Raw genomic sequence first — 18942 nt, forward strand, 5'->3', positions numbered from 1 at the left:
ACCCGAAACCCGGCCCCAGCCCCGGCCCCGACGCCGACGCCGCCTCCGACGACGCCTCCGACGCCGCCGAGCGGGGAAGGGGTGAGCGGGGGAGGGGTGAGCGCCGCCTCGAGCCGGGCGAGGACGTCGCGGGCCGCCTCGACGCGGCGAGCGAAGGGCTCCGGTTCGTAGGGAATCGGCCAGGCGAACTGACGCGGGATGGCCAGGGCCGGGTTCGACTTCTCCTCGGGCCGCGGGGCCCAGACGTCGATCCGCCCACCACCGCCGCCGCGGGCATGCTCGGCGAGCTCCGCCAGGAAGACCGACGCGCCACGCGGGCGCTTCTGCGTCGGCCCCCACCAGTGGCCGCTGGCGAACAGCAGCGACTTCGCCCGGGTCACCGCGACATAGGCGAGCCGGCGCTCCTCCCGCTCGGCGTAGGCACGGACCTCGGCCGCGAAGGCGTCGAGGTCCGACTTCTGGTCGGAGACCTCGAAGGCGGGCAGGTCCGCGGCGTCACCCCGCAGCGGCACGGGCAGCACACCGGGCGAGGTCGTCCACTGGTCCCGGACGGTGACATCGGGGAAGACCCCCTCGCTGAGGTTCGGCACGGCGACGACCTCCCATTCCAGGCCCTTGGAACGGTGCATCGTCATCAGGGCGATCGCCTCCGCCCCGGACGGGCCGGTGACGTCGAGGCCGCGCTCGTGTTCCCGGGCGGCCCGCAGGAAGCCGAGGAAGGCGTGCAGCGAGGTCGTCCCGTCCGGGTCGGTGAAGTCGGCGGCGACGTCGAGGAAGGCCGCGACATTCTCCTGGCGGCGGGCGCGCACCGCCGCCTCGGTGGCGGTGAGCTCCACGTCCAGCCCGATCGTGGCGACGACACGGTGCAGCAGGTCGAGCAGGCCCTCGCCGACGTGGCCGCGCAACTCGGCGATCTCCGCGGCCAGCCGGCGCACCCGCGTGCGGCCCTCGGCGGACATCTCCGGGCCGGGGTCGTCGAGGACATCGGAGAGGGCGACCACGTCCGCGGGGTCGACGTCGGCGACCGCCGCAGCCAGCGGATCGGCACGCCCCGGGGGATCGGGCTCGACGTCGGTGATCGGCGCGGGGGTACGGACGACCTCGCGGGCGTGGCGGCCGAGCGCGGCGAGGTCGCGGGCGCCGAGGCGAACCCGCGGGCCGGTGAGCAGGCGGACGAGCGCGGCGTTCGCCGTGGGCGCGTCGAGGACCTCCAGCACCGCGACGATCTCGGCGACCTCCGGCACGGTGAGCAGCCCGGTCAGCCCCACGACCTCGACGGGCAGCCCGACGGACTGCAACGCGGCCAGCAGCGGTGGGATGTCCCCACGGGCCCGGACGAGGACGGCGATGTCGCCGGGCCCGGTGCCGGCGTCGACGACTCCGCGCAGCCGGGCGGCGATCCAGGCCACCTCGTCGGCCCAGCTGGTGTGCAGGGCGACGACCGTCTCGCCGCGGTCGGCGACATCGGCCCGCGGGCGCAGCTCGACGACCCGGTGGCGCGCCCGCAGCTGCGCCGCGACGGCGTTGGCGAGGTCGAGCAGCCGGCCGCCGCTGCGCTGGTTCACCGACAGCTCGTAGACGGCGGCCGGCTCGCCGTCCGCGCGCGGGAAATGGGTCGGGAAGTGGTCGAGGTTCGCCACCGACGCCCCACGCCAGCCGTAGATCGCCTGGCAGGGGTCGCCGACGGCGGTGACCGGGTGGCCGCCGCCGAACAGGCCGGTGAGCATGCGGCGCTGGGCCACCGAGGTGTCCTGGTACTCGTCGAGCAGGACGACGGCGGCCCGGGCTCGCTCGGCGCGGCCGACCTCCGGCAACGCCTCGGCGAGGCGGGCCGCGTAGGTGACCTGGTCGCCGAAGTCCAGCACGTCCCGTTCGCGGCGGGCGGCCCGGTACTCGGCCACGAGGCCGGCGAGCTCACTGCGCCCCCGTGCGGCGGCCGCGAACCGGCGCAGCCGCTCCTGGACGCCCTTGGTGCCCCGCCGGGCGCTCGCGGTGTCCAGGGCGGCCAGCACCTCCGCGAGGAAGGCGGCGTCGAACGCGACGAGCTTCGCCGGGTCGATCAGGTGCTCGCTCATCTCCGCGTCGAGCGCGACCAGCTCGCCGACGACGGCTCCCAGCGACCGGGTCAGCGCCTGCACCGTCCCGCCGTAGGCGCGGGCGACCCGTGCGGCGAGCTGGTAGCGCGCCGCCCCGGACAGCAGCGCGATGTCGGGTTCCAGGCCGAGGCGCAGCGCGTTGTCGACCACGAGCCGCCCGGCGAAGGCGTGGTAGGTGGCGACGGTGGGCTCGCCGTCTGCCTCGGCGTCGGCGGCCGTCCCCGGTCCCGACCAGCCCCCGGTGTCGGCGGCGCCCGCCTTGCGCAGCGCGAGGCGCACCCGGCCGGCCAGCTCCGCGGCCGCCTTCGTGGTAAAGGTCAGCCCCAGCACCTGCTCGGCGCGCACCTGGCGGGTCGCGACGAGCCAGACCACCCGGGCCGCCATCACCGAGGTCTTCCCGGAGCCGGCGCCGGCGACGATCACCCCCGGCTCCAGCGGGGCGGTCGCCGCGGCGACCTGCTCGTCGGTGTAGGGGACCTCCAGCAGGTCACGCAGGTCCGCCGGGTCGAGCCGCGGACCGGCGGCACCGCCGTCGGAATCGCCGCCGGGATCACCGCCGAAACCGGGCAGGAACGGCTGGCGCGACATCGCCCTGCCGGTCCCCGCGTCCACCCGCCCCTCCACCGAGGGGCCGGAACCGTCCGCACTCAATCGATCACCTGTCGTCCTTCGGGGCGGGCTGGGCAGCTCATCTGGAACGTGCACATCGTGCAGTGCTCGCCCGGGGTCGGCCGGAACGCCTCCGCGTCGATGGTGCGCACCGCCTCGCCGAGAACCTCGTCCATCCAGGTGGGACCCTCGGCGGGCAGCGCCTCCTGCGCCTGGACCTCGGGTGGGCCGGGCGCCTCCCCGGGCAGGCGGGGCCCGGCGCCGGCGCCCCCGGCGTCGCGGCGAAGCTGAACGAGCTCGGCGCCGCCGGGCACCACGGGATCCGCCGCGGCGGGACCGGCGGCGGCGATCGCCGCGTCAAGGGCGCCGACACGCACGGCGAGCTGGTAGCTGCCGAGCTGCGGGTGGGTGGCGAGCTCGGCGCGACCGGGCGCGCTGCGGCCAGTCTTGAAGTCGATGACGTGCACCCGGCCGGCGTCGTCGAGCTCCAGCCGGTCGATGAACCCGCGCAGCAGCACCTCTCGCCCGGCGACGTGGAGCTGGCAGGTGAACCGGATCTCCGCGTCGACGACCCGGCGCCCACGCTCACCGGCGTGCCAGGCCAGGAAGCGGGCCAGCGCCTCCCTGGCGGCGGCCCGCTCCTGGTCACTGCGCCAGCGGGCCTCGTAGTCCAGATGCCGCCAGACGGTGTCGAGCCGGGCGTCGAGGGCGGCGAGGTCCGCCGGGGTGCGCCCGGTGGTGACCTCGTCGGCCAGGGCATGCACCACCTTGCCGAAGCCCTGCGCGGTGGAGGCGACGGTGACCGCGTGCGCCTCGTGCTCCAGGAACCACCGCAGCGAGCAGGTGCCGATGCTGGACAGCGACGAGCCGGACAGCCGCAGGGGCGCCCCCGGCGCGACGACCGGCACGTCGGAGTCGGTCACCTCGAGCAGACCCCACCAGGTCGCCGGGTGCGCGGCCGGGACGAGCGGGCGGTGGGCGTCGTCGCGGGCGGCTGCGAGGGCGGCGAGGCGGCGGCGGGCGGCGGCACGCAGGGCCGGGCTGGACGTCGGCTCGGTCGCCAACCGGCGCAGCGTCGCGACGAGGCCGACGAGGGTCAGCGGCCGGGCCGGGCGCCCGGGGACGTGCTCGACGGCCACCCCGAGCTCGTCGAGCAACCGGCTGGGCAGGCTGCCGTCGTCGTCCGGGCTGTTGACGGCCGTGACCAGCAGGCGCCGCCGGGCCCGGGTGATCGCGACGTAGAACAGCCGGCGCTCGTCGGCGAACAGGTCCTGGCGGGTCAGCGGCGGGCGCAGGCCGCCGTGGGCGGGCGCGTCGAGCTGCTCCGCGCCGAGCAGCGAATGCCGCTCCCGCAGGTCCGGCCAGATCCCGTCCTGGACACCGCAGACGGCGACGACGTCCCACTCCAGGCCCTTGGCGCGGTGCGCGGTCAGCAGCCGCACGCCGCGGCGACGGGCGTCCTCCCCCACCGGCGCGATGGCCTCCCCGGCGATCTGCTGCCGGCCGAGCTCGTCGACCAGCGAGGCGGCGCCGGTGCCCGGCCCGCGCCGCTGGGCGAGGCGGGCGACGGCGTCGAACAGCGCCACCACCGCGTCCAGGTCGCGGTCGGCCGCGCGCCCCGCCGCCCCGCCGGCCGCCGAGGCCGCCAGCAGCTCCGGCTGCCAGCCGCTGGCGGACCACAGCGCCCACAGCGCCTGCTCGGGCGAGCCGGCCGGGTCCCGCAGCGCCCGGCGGGCGGCGCCGAGCAGGTCGCCGACGCGGCGGGCGGGCTGGGCGACCGCGTCGGCGACGCGAACCAGCCAGCGGTCCGGGTCGGCGACGGCCTGGCGGACCAGCTCGGCCGACGCGGCGGGCTGCCCGGCACCGGCATCACGCTCGAAGGCGCGCAGCGCGCGGCCCAACTCTCGCAGGCCCGCCGGGTCCGCCCCACCGAGCGGGGAGGTGAGCAGGGTGCGGGCGGCGTCGGCGGTGAGCGCCCCGGCGGGGTCGTCCGCGCAGCGCAGCGCCAGCAGCAGCAGCGCCGCGGCCGGCTCCTGGGCGACGGGCAGGTCGTCGCCGTCGACGCTGACCGGCACGCCCGCGGCGGTCAGCACCCGGCGCAGCCGGGCGAGCCGGTCCGCGGTGCGGACGAGGACTGCCATCCCGGGCCAGGGGGTGCCGTTCTCCAGGTGCTCGCGGCGCAGCAGGTCGGCGACCGCCTCCGCCTCCGCGCCGGCGCTGGCGTAGGTGCGGGCCTGCACCAGACCCGCCCCACGATCGGTGCGACCGATCAGGTCGCGGTGCGCCCGGATCTCGCCGGCAGGGAGTCCGGCGGCCGGGATCCGCCGGGCCACCTGCCGGCTCGCCAACAGGGGGGCGGGTGCCATCCGCCGGCCGGTGCGCAGTGCGACGATCGGCGCGCCGGCTCCGCCCCCCAACCGCTGCCCCTTCGAGGCGGGAAAGCGCTGCGGGAAGTCGAGCAGGCCGGCGACCTCCGCCCCGCGGAAGGCGTAGATGGACTGGTCGGGATCGCCGAACACGACCAGGTCGCGCCCGCCGCCCGCGACCGCGCGCAGCAGCCGTTCCTGAGCCGGATCGGTGTCCTGGTACTCGTCAACAAAAACGTGCCGGTAGCTGGCGCGCAACGCCTCGCCCGCCTCGGCACCCTCGGCGACGACGACAGCCCGGTGCACCAGGTCGGCGTAGTCGAGCGCGCCTTCGAAGCCGAACACGTCGAGGTACATCTCGTAGAACTCGGCGAGGGCGGCCCAGTCCGGCCGGTCGGTGCGCCGGGCGAGCTGGGCCAGGCCCACGGGTTCCAGGCCGACCTCGCGAGCCCGCGCCAGCAGCGCCCGCACCTCCTCAGTGAAGCCGCGGGTACCCAGGGCGCGGGCGAGCTGCGGCGGCCAGACGGGGCGGCCGTCCTCGCGCGAACCCTCGATGAGCTCACGCAGCCGGCTGTCCCGCTCCGGGCCCGAGAGCAGCCGGAACCCGCCGTGGGGCGCCGGCCGATCGTGCGCCCGCAGCAGCGCCAGGCACCACGCGTGGAAGGTCCACACCCCCGGGCCGCCCCCGACGCCGGTGCCGGTCGGACCGAGCCTGGCGGTGATCCGCTCCCGCAGCTCGCCCGCGGCCCGGCGGCTGAAGGTGAGGACCAGGATCGACCGCGGGTCCGCTCCCGCCTCGATCCGGGCGGCGACCGCCTCGACCAGGGTGGCCGTCTTGCCCGTTCCGGGGCCGGCGAGCACCAGCAGCGGGCCACCCGGGTGCTCGACCACCCGGCGCTGCGCCGGGTCTGCGACGAACGGGCGCGGCGGCGCGACCGGCGTGGGAACCAGCCGGTGGCCGGCGGGCGCGGCGGGGACAGATGCGGCAACCACCCCGACAGCACACCACGCGGGTCCGACAGCCCTGCAAGGGCTCCGGCCACGCCGCGCCGACCCGCACAGCGGGGGCGGCAGGAACAGAGTCCAGCGGGGGCGGCAGGAACAGAGTCGCGTGCACGCCTGGACCACAGCGTGGCACTGTGATCGGTCATGACCGAATGCAGCGGCAAGGTCGCGTTGGTGACCGGCGCGGGATCCGGTATCGGCGCCGCCTGCGCCCGCCGGCTGGCGAGCGCAGGCGCCCAGGTCGTCGTCACGGATCGCCACCCGGACGGCGTCAAGGAGGTGGCGGCGCAGATCGAACGCGACGGCGGGGCGGCGATCGCGCTGGAGGCCGACGTCACCGATCCCGACGCGATCGAACGGGCGGTGCAGGCCGCCGTCGGCACCTTCGGGCGGCTCGATCTGGCGGTGAACAACGCCGGCATCACCGCCGGGCGCGAGCCGGTCGGGACCATCCCCGCCGAGGACTGGCAGCGGGTGCTCGACGTGAACCTGTCCGGGGTCTTCTACAGCATGCGCGCCGAGATCACGGCGATACTGCACGGCGGCGACGGCGGCTCGATCGTCAACATGGCCTCGGTGTTCGGCACGGTCGGCTTCGCCGGATCCGCGCCGTACGTCGCCGCCAAGCACGGTGTGATCGGGCTGACCAAGACCGCGGCGCTGGAATACGCGACGCGGCGGATCCGGGTGAACGCGGTCGCACCCGGCTTCGTCGACACACCGTTGCTGCACGCTGACGGCCGCCGTCAGCGCGGCGCGGCGCTGCTGGCGCCGATCAACCGGCTCGGCACCGCCGAGGAGGTCGCCGAGGTGGCCGTGTTCCTGCTGTCCGACCGGGCGTCGCTGGTGACCGGCAGCGTCTACCTCGCCGACGGCGGCCTGTCCGCCCGCTGATCAGCAGCGGGGCGGCCTGCCGTCCCAGCGGGCGGCGGCGAGGTTGACCCGTTCGCCGTTCGCCGACAGTGGGGTGCGGTCGACGGCGAGCCGGCGCAGCGCCTCGACCGGCGCGGCCGGGTTCGGCTCGCCGGTCGACCGGATGACCCGGTGCCACGGCAGGTCGTCGTCCGCGTAGCGGGAGAGCGCCGCGCCGACGGTCCGACCGGTACCCGCGCCGACGTACTCGGCGACGTCGCCGTAGGTCATCACCTTGCCCGGGGGGATCCGGGCGACCGCGTCGAGCACCTCGACCGCGTGCGGGCTCGGCTCGGCGCCGCCGAGGCGGAGCCGGGTGCCGAGCCCGGCGGACAGGCTCGCCGGCGGCGCATCGCGCCGGGCACGGGGACGGCTCACCGCGACCGGCGACGCTCGGGCCACGACGACCCGGCCGGCCCTGCGGACCGGCCCACGCCGGTGACGGACCAGCCCACGGCTCAGTAGACCGGCAGGGACTTGTCGACCTGGGTGGCCCAGGCCGTCACGCCGCCCTGGACGTGGACGGCCGAGGAGAAGCCGGCGCCCTTGAGCGTCGCGAGCGCCTCGGCGGAGCGCACCCCGGACTTGCAGTAGACGACCACCCGCCGGTCCTGAGGGAGCTCGGCAAGATGGGCCGGCAGGTCGCCCTTCGGGATCAGCCGGGCGCCGGGGATCCGGACGATCTCCCACTCCGCGGGCTCGCGGACGTCGACCAGCTCGATCGGCTCGCCGCCGTCCAACCAGCCCTTGAGCTCGCTCGCGGTGATCGTCGAACCGGCCGCGGCGAGCTGGGCCTCCTCGGAGACGACGCCGCAGAACGCCTCGTAGTCGATCAGCTCGGTGATCGACGGGTTCTTCCCGCACAGCGGGCACTCCGGGTCCTTGCGGACCTTGATCGACCGGTAGGTCATCTCGAGGGCGTCGTAGACCATCAGCCGGCCGACCAGCGGGTCGCCGATCCCGGTCAGCAGCTTGATCGCCTCGGTGGTCTGGATGGAGGCGATCGACGCGCACAGCACGCCCAGCACGCCGCCCTCGGCGCAGGACGGGACCATCCCGGGGGGCGGGGGCTCCGGGTAGAGGCAGCGGTAGCACGGCCCGTGGTCGGCCCAGAAGACGCTGGCCTGCCCGTCGAACCGGTAGATCGAACCCCAGACGTACGGCTTGCCGAGCAGGACGGCCGCGTCGTTGACGAGGTACCGGGTGGCGAAGTTGTCGGTTCCGTCGACGATGAGGTCGTACTGGCTGAAGATCTCCATCACGTTGGAGGTGTCCAGCCGGGTCTCGTGCAGGATCACGTTGACGTACGGGTTGATGTTGAGGACCGAGTCCCGCGCCGACTCGGCCTTCGACCGGCCGATGTCGGACTGGCCGTGGATGATCTGGCGCTGCAGGTTCGACTCGTCGACGGTGTCGAACTCGACGATGCCGAGCGTTCCGACGCCCGCGGCCGCCAGGTACATCAGGGTCGGCGAGCCGAGCCCGCCGGCCCCGACCGCCAGCACCCTGGCGTTCTTCAGCCGCTTCTGGCCGTCCATGGCGACATCCGGGATGATCAGATGCCTGGAGTACCGGCGAACCTCGTCGACGGTCAGGCCCTCGGCGGGGTCGACCAGGGGCGGAAGGGACACGCTTGCTCCTCGCGATCGGTGTCGTTCTTCGACGATGCCACAACGGCGCGCGGCCTCGCCGGGAATGAGCCATCCAGCGCCGGATCCGTGTGCGCCCGCTCCCGCTTCGGCCCTGTGGACCTCGCGCTGAACGACTCCCGTGAGTGCAGCGCATGGCCCCCCCAGCGTGTTCCCCGGACCTCACCGGGTACACCGACGATGACCAAGTGACCACACCCCGTGGGGAGTTGAGTGCGGTGTCCTTCGTCGACAAGGTCAAGAACAAGGTGGGCGAGCTGCGAGGACGAGGCAAGGAGGCGACCGGGAAGGCCACCGGCAACCGGGACCTGCGGGCGGACGGGGCGGGCGAACGCGGCGTCGCCGACCTGCGCAACGCCGGCGAGAAGACCAAGGACGCCTTCCGCCGCTAGCCTCGCGCGGCCTCGCCACGCCCACCCGGCCCGTTCAGGCGGAGCGCCGGGTGGGCGTGGCGCTCCTCGTGGATGCTGCCTTCGACTTCGCCGTGGCCGTGCCGGCCGTGCCCTTTGGTGGCGCGGCTTTGGCCGCACCGGCCTTTGCCGCACCAGCCTTGGTGGAGCCCGCCTCGGATGCGGCCCCGTCGGCTATTGCCTTCCCTGCGGGCGACCCATCGACGCCGGCGCCATCAGCACCGGCGCCATCAGCACCGGCACTGTCCGGATGGTCCCGGCGGGCGGCGGCGATGCTCGCGCGCAGCGCGGCCATCAGGTCCCCGACCGGCTCCTCCGGCGGGCTGACCGGCGGGCTGACCGGCGCCTGGCCGGCGATTTTGGCATCGATCACCGACTGCAACGCGGTCCGGTACCCATCGGTGAACCGGCCGGGATCGAAGTCGGCGGCGAGGGTGTCGATCAGCGAGGCCGCCATCGCCAACTCCTGCGGACGCACCTCGACGTGCTCGCCAAGGAACGGGAAATCCGGCTCGCGCACCTCGTCCGGCCAGATCATCGTCTCGAGGACGAAGACGCCGTCGCGCACCCGGAGCGTCGCGAGCTGCTCGCGCTGGCGCAGAGCTATCTTCACCAGCGCGACGCGGCCCGATTCGGCCAGTGCGTCGCGCAGCAGAACGTACGGCTTTGCACCGGTGCGGTCCGGCTCGACGTAATAGCTCTTGGCGAAGTAGATCGGGTCGACCTGCTCCAGCGGGACGAACTCAAGCACATCGATCGCCCGGGAGGTGGACAACGGCAGGTTCGCGAAGTCCTCGTCCGTGAGCACGACGGTCTGGCCGTCCGGCAGCTCGAAGCCCTTGGCGATATCGGCGTAGTTGACCTCGTCCCCGTCGGCCTCCGCCACTCTGCGATACCGCACGCGGGACCCATCTGAGCGCCTGACCTGGTGAAACGCGATATCCCGCTCCTGCGTTGCGGAGTAGAGCCGGACCGGGATCGACACCAGACCGAAGGAGATCACGCCCTTCCAGACCGAACGCATGTTCGCCCCTCACCTCGATTACCCACCATGGTGACCCACTGGACGCCCACGAGTAAGCCAGATGAGGGAAACGCCCAAAGTTATCAGCAGATGCCCACCGGGGCACGGTGGATCGCGCAGACGACAGTCGAGGTGGACGGCCGACGACTGCGGCTGGCCAACCTCGCGGCGCTCGAACCGCGCACCCCGATGTGGCGGATCCCGACCGGGCTGCCCGGCCTGGTCGTCGCGCACATGCGCAGGGACCTGCTCGCCGGCCCGCCGGAAACCGGGCGGATGGCCCGGCCGGGCGAGTCGGACGGTTCCGCGTGAGACGACCCGATCCCGGGCACATCGCGACCCGGACCCGGCCCCGGGTCCGGCTCGAAGCCGGCACCCGCCGCGGCGGGCCGCCACACCGACGAGCGTAGGAGGACGTCCCATGGGAGTTCCCACCAATCTGCCGGCCGCCGGTCTCCCCCTGGAGGCACCGGACGCCGACGCGGCCGAGCAGGCCCGGGAGGTCCGGCCGCCAGCCGGCGCACCGCCGGTGCTCCCTGCGCCGCCGAGCGAGGCCGACGAGTTCGACGTCGTCGAGCAGAGCATCGTCGTCGAGACCGACGAGGACGAATACCGCTGAATGCGAGCACTCCCGGCCGGCCCACCGTGCGACGGTGGGCCGGCCGGGGGGCCGGTGGTCGCGTTCCCATCCCGCCGCGCCGGTGTTCGCAGGTAGGGTGACCACATCGACCAGGAGGTGCGCTGGTGACCGCCGAGCCAGCCTCGCCCGGCACACGCCCGGGACGGACTCCCCGGCTACCCCGCACCGCCCGCCGCTTCCAACTCCTCGGAGCTGCCCGCGAGGTCTTCGTTGCCCAGGGCTACCACGCTGCCGCGATGGACGAGATCGCCGAGCGGGCGGGCGTCAGTAAGCCGGTGCTCTACCAGCACTTTCCGGGCAAGTTGGAGCTGTACCTCGCGCTGCTCGACGAGCACGCCACCCAGCTCGTCACGAGCGTCCAGGAGGCGCTCGCCTCCACCACGGACAACCACGCGCGCATCGCGCGCTCGGTGCGCGCGTACTTCGACTTCGTCAACGACCCGTCCGGGGCCCACCAGCTCGTGCTGGAGTCCGACCTGCGCAGCGTGCCCGCGGTGCGCCAGCGCATCGAGACCGCGTTCGCCCAGTGCGTGCGTTCCATCGCGGCGACCATCGTCGCCGACACCGGGTTGACCCAGGACGAGGCCGACCTGCTCGCCGTCGGGCTGGTGGGACTCGCCGAGACGGCCTCCCGGTGGTGGCTGGTCCGCGGCGGCACCGTGGCGAAGGAGCGGGCCATCGAGTCGATGGTCGAGCTGGCCTGGCGTGGCATCGGCGGGTACCCCCGCCACGACGACCCGCACGACCCACACCGCGACCTGAACAGCCCTCGGCCTGAACACGAGGAGCCCTGTCCCGAGCGATGAGCGCCGGGTGTGCCGGGAGCGAACACGCCGTTCCTGTCCCGGTGGAGAAGTCCCGGAAGCCATAGTGTGGGCGGTGATCCAACATCGGCGGCGCTCGTCCGCCGGGTGTAGGTCCGACGAAGGCGGAGGTCATCGGGTGGAGGTCAAGATCGGCGTGCGGCAGGTCAGCCGGGAACTGGTGCTTGAGAGCGACCAGTCCGCGGAGACCGTCGCCGCGCTGGTGGGTGAGGCGGTCAAGGTCGACAACGGCGTGCTGACCCTCACCGACGAGAAGGGTCGGCAGGTGGTGGTTCCCGTCGCCGCCCTGGCCTATGTGGAGATCGCCGCCGGTGGGCCGCGCCGCGTGGGATTCGGCGCCTGATCGAGGGCTGCTCGCAAGCTCGGCGTGCCGTGCGGCCAGTCCGCCCGGCACGCCCGGCGCTCCCAGCTCCCTGCTCGCTCCCAGCTCCGATGGCGCCCCCGGCGGGCGTGGTCAGGCGGACAGACCCAGCGCCGCCATCCGGCGGCCGTGCGCGGCCATGATGCGGTTGAAGATCGCCGCCAGCGCGTCCAGGTCGCCGACCCCGACCAGCAGGCCGGTCAGCGCGTCCCGGTCCACCCCTACCCGCTGCGCCTGGGTGAGCGCCTCGCCGACCAGCCGGCGGGCCCACAGTGCGAGGCGGCCGGCGACCGTCGGGTTGGCCTCGATTGCCGCCCGCACCCGGTCGACCGCGAACGCGGCGTGGCCGGTGTCGTCAAGAACACTCAGGACGAGTTCGCGCGACGACGAAGGCAGGCGCGCGGCGATCTCGCGATAGAAGTCGGCCGCAATGTTGTCGCCGACATAGGCCTTGACCAGGCTCTCCAGCCAGTCGGCCGGGGCGGTCGAGTTGTGGAACGCGGCCAGCGGGCCGATGAACGGCGCCATCGCGTGCTCCCGGTCGACACCGAGCCGATCCAGTTCCCCGCAGATGGCCTGAAAGTGGGAGAACTCCGCGGCGGCCATGGTCGCAAGGGCGATCTTGTCGCCGAGAGTCGGGGACATCCGCGCATCGGTGGCCAACCGCTCGAAGGCGGTGAGCTCACCGTAGGCGAGCAGGCCCAGCAGGTCGACGGTCGCCTGGTCCGGCGGGACCACCAGGTTCGGCCCGGGCGCGCCTGTCGGCGGGGAGGATGTCTGCATCACAGGCGCGATTCTGGCACCCGACGCCGTCGCTGTCGGCAAACCTCGGCCAAGGAGCCCCCACCCGCCGCCACACCAGCTATGCTAGGAAGTAGCCAGAGGTCATTATGTCACCTCGGTTGTCGCGTAGCAGGCGTCGCCTCGTCACCTGTGCACCCAGAGTAGCCACTTATGGCGCCGGGACACATGGATTTCGGGTCGCGGGCGCCGCGTGGCTCACCGCGAGCGGGTTCAGCGTAGACACCGCTCAGAGAAGACCAGGAGCGTCCCGCTGTCCGTTACAGCTGCAGCACCCTCAGATGATCTACCCACTCCCCCGTCAGTGACCGACACGCCCGCAACGCCGGCCGCGCCCACCTTCGCCGACCTCGGGGTTCGCCCCGAGACGGTTGAGGCGCTGACCGAAGCGGGCATTGTGCACGCTTTCCCCATCCAGGAGCTGACGCTTCCGCTCGCCCTGGCTCGCAACGACATCATCGGCCAGGCCCGCACCGGCACCGGTAAGACCCTCGCCTTCGGCATCCCCGTCATCCAGACGGTGCTGGCGGCGAAGGAAGGTGCCGACGGTCGGCCGCAGGCCCTCATCGTCGTGCCCACCCGGGAACTGTGCGTCCAGGTGACGTCCGATATCACCCGCGCCGGCACGCGCCGCGGCGTTCGGGTGCTGTCCGTCTACGGCGGGCGGGCCTACGAGCCGCAGCTCACGGCGCTGCGCGCCGGTGTCGACATCGTCGTCGGCACGCCGGGTCGGCTGCTCGACCTCGCCCGGCAGCGGGTGCTCGACCTCGCCGCCGTGCGCACCCTGGTGCTCGACGAAGCCGACGAGATGCTCGACCTGGGCTTCCTGCCCGACGTCGAGCGCATCATGGCGCAGCTGCCGACCGGCCGGCAGACCATGCTGTTCTCCGCCACCATGCCCGGCCCGGTCATCTCGCTGGCCCGGCGGTTCATGCAGCGGCCGGTGCACGTCCGCGCCGAACAGCCGGACGAGACCCGCACGGTGCCGACCACGCATCAGCACGTCTTCCGCGCCCACGCGCTGGACAAGATGGAGGTGCTGGCCCGCGTCCTGCAGGCGGGTGGCCGCGGGCTCGCGATGGTGTTCGTCCGCACCCGCCGCACTGCGGACAAGGTCGCCGAGGACCTGGACAAGCGCGGCTTCGCCGCCGCCGCCGTGCACGGCGACCTCGGGCAGGGCCAGCGCGAGCAGGCGCTGCGCGCGTTCCGGGCCGGCAAGGTCGACGTCCTCGTCGCCACCGACGTGGCCGCCCGTGGCATCGACATCAGCGGCGTCACCCACGTCGTGAACTACCAGTGCCCCGAGGACGAGAACGTCTACCTGCACCGGATCGGCCGGACCGGCCGCGCCGGCGAGAGCGGCGTCGCCGTCACCTTCGTCGACTGGGACGACCTGCCCCGGTGGACGCTGGTGAACAAGGCGCTCGCGCTGCCGTTCGAAGGCCCGCTCGAGACGTACTCCACCTCCCCGCACCTGTTCGAGGCGCTCGGCATCCCGACGGACGCCAAGGGCACTCTCCCGCACGCCGCGCGCACCCGCGCCGGGCTCGACGCGGAGGACCTCGAGGACCTCGGTGAGTCCCGTCGCGGCGGGCGCCGTGGGACGCGGCCCGGGCGTGAGACGGCTGCGGCGGACAACCCGCCGGTGCCGGCCCGCACCCGCACCCGTAGCCGTCGCCGCACCCGTGGCGGTGGCGCCGCAGCCGCCGCGACGGGCCTGACCATCGCCGCCGACGGCAGCGAGCAGCCCGACCCGGCCGCCACGGACCCGGATGTGGACGTCATCACCGCCGACGACTCCGACGACTCCGTCGACACCGTCGACACCGCGCACATCATCTCGGCGCTGTCCCCGGAGGCGGACGGCGAGCCGGTCCGTCGCCGTCGTCGCCGTCGCGGCAACCGCGGACGCGGCTCCGGCGCCGCCGGGGAGCTCACCGAGGCCGACGGCGACGCGATCAGCTCCATCGCCACGCTCGACGACGAGTCCCCGCGGGCCGAATCCGCCTGAGCGGGACGGCGCACCACCGCTCATCGGCGTCCAACGCCGGCCCGCGTGGCCCCTTGGCCCGGCGTTGGAATGGCGGCTCCCCAGCGGGAGCTGTTCAGCTCGCTGGCCGCAAGTGCAGTCCCAGCCGCACCCAGCTCACCCGCCGGCAGGTCGGGCAGCGCAGCAGCGACGGATGCCGCGGCCGCACCAGCGGCAGGTGGACGCTGGGGGTGAGGGTCCGCAGCGCCGGCCATGTGCCGAGCAGACTCGTCTGCCCGCAGCGGGAACACTCCACGCGCAGGCTCGTGTTCGGCGGGGTCGCCGGCCGCAGTCCGCTGTAAAGCGCGCGCTTGCCATGCGCGTCCCGCCCCACCGACGGGCCCGACGGGATCGACGTCACCACCGGTGGCCGGGAGCCCCGCGGCCGCAGCCGGTCGAACCCGGCGGAGGCGCGCTGCTCGGCCCGCGGCGACCGCGACGGTCCGCTCGCCCCCACACTCACACGCGGGCCCCGTCCGCCCCGACCGGCACGGGTTCACCCCGAGCCGGTTCGCGCGCCACCGCTTCGAGAGTCGCCGCCTCGCGGCCTGCCTCCTCGATCGCTGCCTCCCCCAGCGGCCCGGCCCCCAGCGGCCCGGTTACGACGGACCTCCCCGTGGTGGTCGCCGATCCGATGCGCGTCGGCTCGACCCCGACGCCGGCGGAACCCGCATGCGCCGCGGCCTCCCCGCGCACCTCGGCAATGACCCGGGCATGCGCCCGGTAGGCCTCGGCGCCCTTGGAACGCCGCGCCGTCGACAGGATCGACCGGCCCGTGCCCGGCGCCTCCGCGAAACGCACGGAACGGGCGATCGGCGGTGCCAGTACGGCGATGTCGTACCGCGCGGAGACGTCGGAGAGCACAGCCCGGCAGTGCGCCATCCGCCCGTCGAACAGGGTCGGCAGGACGCCGCGGACCCCGAGGCGCGGATTCGTCAGCCGCTGCACGTCGTGCACCGTGTCGAGGAGCTGGCCGACGCCACGATGCGACAGCGTCTCGCACTGCAGGGGCACGATCACCTCGTCGGCGGCGGTGAGCCCGTTGATGGTGAGCACACCCAGCGACGGCGGGCAGTCGATGAGCACGAAGTCGTAGGTGTCGATCACCTCGGCGAGGGCGAGCCGTAGCGCGTGCTCGCGGCCGGTCCGCGACAGCAGCACCGCCTCACAGCCGGCCAGCTCGATCGTCGCTGGCAGTAGGTCCATGCCGTCGGAGGTCTTCGTGATCACGATGCCCGCGGAGAGCCGGCCGAGGAGCACATCGTGCACGGACAGCTCGAGGGTGTCGGGATCCAGGCCGAGGGAGAAGGTCAGGCACGCCTGTGGGTCGAGATCCACCAGCAGGACGCGGCGACCCAGCTCGCTCAGCGCGGCGCCGAGGCTGGACACGGAGGTCGTCTTGGCGACGCCACCCTTCTGATTCGCTATCGCAAGTACGTGTGCCACAACCCAGAGTGTGGATGCGTAGTCGTGTAGTCACAACCCTTGGCGTCCCGAAATCTCGACGCGCCCCGCCGCCCGCGCACCAATCAACACAGACCGGGCAGGGCAGTCGAGCACCGATCGGGCGAGACGCGGACGTACCGTGGCCCTGCCGCGGTGTGCGGGCCGGCCTCGCCGGGTAGCGCAGGCCCGTTCTACGGAAAGGACATCCACCGGTGAACGACGCGGGGCGCTTCCCCGGCCTGACGGCTGGCCGCCAGGCCGATACCAGGGTGATGCAGGCCAAGCCCGCCGGCACCGGCGGCGCCGGGTGATCCAGGCGATCGTCTACCTCGCGATCGTCGTGGTGCTGATCGCCGCCAACGCGCTGTTCGTGGCGGCGGAGTTCGCCCTCGTCGCAATCGAGCCGCACCAGGCGGAGCGCGCCGCCCGCGCCGGTGACCGGCGCTCCCAGGCCGTCCTGCGGGCCGTGCGTTCGCTGTCGTTCCAGCTCTCCGGCGCGCAGCTCGGCATCACGGTGACCTCACTGGCCGTCGGCTACCTCGCCGAGCCGGCGCTGGCCACCCTCATCCACCCGGGATTGCAGGCCGTCGGTCTGCCGGACGCGCCAAGCTCGGCGCTCGCGCTCATCGGTGCCCTGTTCGTCGCGACCGTGAGCCAGATGGTCTTCGGCGAGCTGGTGCCGAAGAACTGGGCAATCAGCGAGCCGCTGCGGGTGGGTCGAGCCGTCTCCTGGCCCCAGGTCTGGTTCTCCCGGATGTGCGGTCCGCTCATCCGGCTGCTGAACGGGGTCGCCAACGCGATCCTGCGCGCGCTGGGGGTCGAGCCCCAGGACGAGATGCACGCCGGCCGGTCCCCCGCGGAGCTCGGCTCGATCGTGCGCTCCTCCGCCCGCCAGGGCACCCTGCCGACCTCGACGGCCGCACTGCTACGGCGGTCGCTGCGCTTCGGTGACCGCCATGCCGCCGACGTGATGACCCCGCGGGTGCAGACCGTCTGGGCCGACGCCGACATGCACGTCGCCGATCTGCTCGGGGTGGCGCAGGAATCCGGGCACTCGCGCTTCCCCGTACGGGGACGACCCGACGGCGACCGGGCCGGGGACGTGGACGGGGTGGTCGGGGTGGTGCACGTCAAGGACGTCTTCCGGATCCCGGCCGCACGCCGCGCCACAGTGGGCGTGCGCGAGATCATGGTCCCGCCGCTGCTCGTGCCCGCCACGTTGGGCTGCGACGCGCTGCTCTCCCGGCTGCGCCGGCACGGGCTGCAGCTGGCCGCCGTCATCGACGAGTACGGCGGAACCGCCGGCATCGTCACCCTGGAGGACCTCGTCGAGGAGCTGGTCGGCGAGGTGTCGGACGAGCACGATCTGCCGAGCACTCCGGGGGTGGTGCCCGACGGGCCGCACTCCTGGCTCGTGTCCGGGCTGCTGCGACCCGACGAGGCGGCCGACGCCACCGGCGTGCGGCTGCCCGACGGGCCCTACGAGACGGTCGCCGGGCTGGTTCTCGCCCGCCTCGGCCATCTCGGTGCGGTCGGGGAGCAGGTCGAGGCCGATGGCATCATCCTGACGGTGGTGGCCGTCGATCGGCATCGCATCGATCGGGTGCGGCTGACCGCCCCACCCCTGCGGGCCTCCCAGGCACGGCAGTCCCGGGCGGAGAGCGGATCTTGACCCTGCTTGCACTGGTCGCCGGGCTCGCGCTGATCGCCGGCAATGCGTTCTTCGTCGGTGCCGAGTTCGCCTTCGTCTCCGCGCGCCGCGACCGGCTGGAACCCATGGTCGAGGCCGGCGACAAGCGGGCCCGCTCGGTCATCGGCACGCTGGAGCACCTCTCACCGCTGCTCGCCGCGACCCAGCTCGGCGTCACCCTGTGCTCACTGGCCCTCGGCGCCGTCGCCGAGCCGGCGGTCGCGCATCTACTGACGGACCTGCTCCACGCGCTCGCCGTCCCCGAGGCGGCGCAGCACGCGATCGCCTTCGCTGTCGCGCTGACCATCGTGTCCGCGCTGCACATCGTGCTCGGCGAGATCGTGCCGAAGAACCTGTCGATCGCCGGGCCGGAACGGGCCCTGGTCTGGCTCGGGCCCCCGCTGATCGCCTTCGCCCGGGCGACCTCGCCGTTCGTGCTCCTGCTGAACACCTTCGCCAACCGGGTGCTGCGACTGCTGCGGGTCGAGCCCCGCGACGAGCTCGCTTCCGCGTACACCCCACAGGAGCTGGCCGCCATCATCGCCGAGTCCAAGCAGGAGGGGCTGCTCGAACAGGCCGAACACGAGCGGCTCACCAGCGCCCTCGAGCTCTCCGACCGCGACGCGGGCGCGGTGATGATCCCGCTCGCGCAGGCCGTGACGATCGCCTGGACCACCACCGCCCGCGGGCTGGAGGACGTCGTCGCCCGCACCGGCTACTCCCGGTTCCCGGTACGGGCACCCGACGCCGCGACCACGCCGAGGTCCGACGCCGGCTCCGGCCGGGGCGCCGCCGACGGCGTGGAGATCGCGGGATTCCTGCACGCCAAGGACGTCCTGGGGATCGCGCCCGAGGACCTCGATACCCCGCTGGCCCCACTGCGGCTGCACCGGATGGTGGAGCTGGCCACGAACCTGCCCCTGGACCAAGTGCTGCGCCGCATGCAGCGCGCCGGCGGCCATCTGGGCCGGGTCGTCGACGCCGCGGGGACGACCGTCGGCGTCATCGCCATGGAGGACGTGGTCGAGCAGTTCGTCGGCGAGGTGACCGACGCCAGCCACCGCGACTGATCGCGGGCCG

Annotated in this window: 17 protein-coding genes; 9 read left to right on the forward strand and 8 right to left on the reverse strand. The window is 73.9% G+C overall.

Annotation, left to right across the window (positions count from 1 at the left end):
* A partial coding sequence (locus tag NBZ85_RS03020) for an ATP-dependent helicase (protein WP_261561490.1) occupies positions 1–2684 on the reverse strand: 2684 nt, incomplete at its 3' end.
* A gap of 59 nt (positions 2685–2743) precedes the next feature.
* On the reverse strand, positions 2744–6064 hold the full coding sequence (locus NBZ85_RS03025; protein WP_261553649.1) for an ATP-dependent helicase: 3321 nt from the start codon (positions 6062–6064) through the stop codon (positions 2744–2746).
* Positions 6065–6220: 156 nt separating this feature from the next.
* Between NBZ85_RS03025 and NBZ85_RS03030 the strand changes: the two genes are divergently transcribed.
* Positions 6221–6970 (forward strand): SDR family NAD(P)-dependent oxidoreductase, encoded by a 750-nt coding sequence (locus tag NBZ85_RS03030; RefSeq protein ID WP_261553650.1) that lies wholly within the window; start codon positions 6221–6223, stop codon positions 6968–6970.
* On the opposite strand, the gene NBZ85_RS03035 is transcribed toward NBZ85_RS03030, so the two are convergent.
* Positions 6971–7366 (reverse strand): MGMT family protein, encoded by a 396-nt coding sequence (locus NBZ85_RS03035; protein WP_261561481.1) that lies wholly within the window; start codon positions 7364–7366, stop codon positions 6971–6973.
* An 80-nt stretch (positions 7367–7446) separates the two neighbouring features.
* Positions 7447–8619: an adenylyltransferase/sulfurtransferase MoeZ gene (moeZ, locus tag NBZ85_RS03040; protein WP_261553652.1), complete on the reverse strand. Its 1173-nt coding sequence runs from the start codon at positions 8617–8619 to the stop codon at positions 7447–7449.
* A 206-nt stretch (positions 8620–8825) separates the two neighbouring features.
* Here moeZ and NBZ85_RS03045 point away from each other — a divergent pair, with 206 nt between their 5' ends.
* Positions 8826–9029 (forward strand): CsbD family protein, encoded by a 204-nt coding sequence (locus NBZ85_RS03045; RefSeq protein ID WP_261553653.1) that lies wholly within the window; start codon positions 8826–8828, stop codon positions 9027–9029.
* Between the two features lie 34 nt (positions 9030–9063).
* Here the strand turns inward: NBZ85_RS03045 and ku are convergent, their stop codons facing one another.
* The gene (gene ku, locus NBZ85_RS03050; RefSeq protein WP_261561482.1) at positions 9064–10071 is read right to left on the reverse strand and encodes a non-homologous end joining protein Ku; all 1008 of its coding nucleotides are present in this window, start codon (positions 10069–10071) and stop codon (positions 9064–9066) included.
* A gap of 90 nt (positions 10072–10161) precedes the next feature.
* Here ku and NBZ85_RS03055 point away from each other — a divergent pair, with 90 nt between their 5' ends.
* From NBZ85_RS03055 to NBZ85_RS03070, 4 genes are all read left to right on the forward strand, one after another.
* A complete protein-coding gene (locus NBZ85_RS03055; RefSeq protein WP_261561483.1) occupies positions 10162–10383 on the forward strand; it encodes a hypothetical protein in 222 nt (73 codons plus the stop codon).
* Between the two features lie 109 nt (positions 10384–10492).
* On the forward strand, positions 10493–10690 hold the full coding sequence (locus NBZ85_RS03060) for an Rv3202a family protein (RefSeq protein ID WP_261553656.1): 198 nt from the start codon (positions 10493–10495) through the stop codon (positions 10688–10690).
* A gap of 125 nt (positions 10691–10815) precedes the next feature.
* Complete coding sequence (locus tag NBZ85_RS03065; protein ID WP_261553657.1) at positions 10816–11517, forward strand: TetR/AcrR family transcriptional regulator; 702 nt, start codon at positions 10816–10818, stop codon at positions 11515–11517.
* 136 nt (positions 11518–11653) lie between these two features.
* A complete protein-coding gene (locus NBZ85_RS03070; protein ID WP_261553658.1) occupies positions 11654–11878 on the forward strand; it encodes a DUF3107 domain-containing protein in 225 nt (74 codons plus the stop codon).
* 111 nt (positions 11879–11989) lie between these two features.
* Here NBZ85_RS03070 and NBZ85_RS03075 read toward each other — a convergent pair whose 3' ends face one another.
* A complete protein-coding gene (locus NBZ85_RS03075; RefSeq protein WP_261561484.1) occupies positions 11990–12679 on the reverse strand; it encodes a ferritin-like fold-containing protein in 690 nt (229 codons plus the stop codon).
* Positions 12680–13001: 322 nt separating this feature from the next.
* On the opposite strand from NBZ85_RS03075, the gene NBZ85_RS03080 reads away from it, so the two are divergent.
* Positions 13002–14708, forward strand: coding sequence for a DEAD/DEAH box helicase (locus NBZ85_RS03080; RefSeq protein ID WP_261561485.1), 1707 nt, complete (start codon positions 13002–13004; stop codon positions 14706–14708).
* A 94-nt stretch (positions 14709–14802) separates the two neighbouring features.
* Here the strand turns inward: NBZ85_RS03080 and NBZ85_RS03085 are convergent, their stop codons facing one another.
* Both NBZ85_RS03085 and NBZ85_RS03090 read right to left on the reverse strand, forming a co-directional pair.
* The gene (locus NBZ85_RS03085; protein WP_261553661.1) at positions 14803–15189 is read right to left on the reverse strand and encodes a hypothetical protein; all 387 of its coding nucleotides are present in this window, start codon (positions 15187–15189) and stop codon (positions 14803–14805) included.
* Positions 15186–16172 carry a ParA family protein gene (locus NBZ85_RS03090; RefSeq protein ID WP_261553662.1) on the reverse strand — a complete coding sequence of 329 codons (987 nt, stop codon included), beginning with the start codon at positions 16170–16172 and terminating at the stop codon, positions 15186–15188. Before NBZ85_RS03090 ends, NBZ85_RS03085 begins: the two co-directional genes overlap by 4 nt.
* Positions 16173–16479: 307 nt before the next feature.
* Between NBZ85_RS03090 and NBZ85_RS03095 the strand changes: the two genes are divergently transcribed.
* Together NBZ85_RS03095 and NBZ85_RS03100 are read left to right on the forward strand one after the other, a co-directional pair.
* Entirely contained in the window at positions 16480–17844 is a 1365-nt protein-coding gene (locus NBZ85_RS03095; protein WP_261561486.1) for a hemolysin family protein, read from the forward strand.
* Positions 17841–18932, forward strand: a complete 1092-nt coding sequence (locus tag NBZ85_RS03100) for a hemolysin family protein (protein WP_261561487.1) — start codon at positions 17841–17843, stop codon at positions 18930–18932. The genes NBZ85_RS03095 and NBZ85_RS03100 overlap by 4 nt, the downstream gene beginning before the upstream one ends.
* Positions 18933–18942 lie beyond the last annotated feature (10 nt).

Source organism: Frankia tisae, assembly GCF_025403405.1.
In the GTDB taxonomy this organism is placed as follows: domain Bacteria; phylum Actinomycetota; class Actinomycetes; order Frankiales; family Frankiaceae; genus Frankia; species Frankia tisai.

Excerpts from the sequence above, each read along its gene's own strand:
- NBZ85_RS03030 (WP_261553650.1), top strand. The coding sequence starts at position 6,221 with ATGACCGAATGCAGCGGCAAGGTCGCGTTGGTGACCGGCGCGGGATCC.
- ku (WP_261561482.1), bottom strand. The coding sequence starts at position 10,071 with ATGCGTTCGGTCTGGAAGGGCGTGATCTCCTTCGGTCTGGTGTCGATC.
- NBZ85_RS03055 (WP_261561483.1), top strand. The coding sequence starts at position 10,162 with ATGCCCACCGGGGCACGGTGGATCGCGCAGACGACAGTCGAGGTGGAC.
- NBZ85_RS03060 (WP_261553656.1), top strand. The coding sequence starts at position 10,493 with ATGGGAGTTCCCACCAATCTGCCGGCCGCCGGTCTCCCCCTGGAGGCA.
- NBZ85_RS03075 (WP_261561484.1), bottom strand. The coding sequence starts at position 12,679 with ATGCAGACATCCTCCCCGCCGACAGGCGCGCCCGGGCCGAACCTGGTG.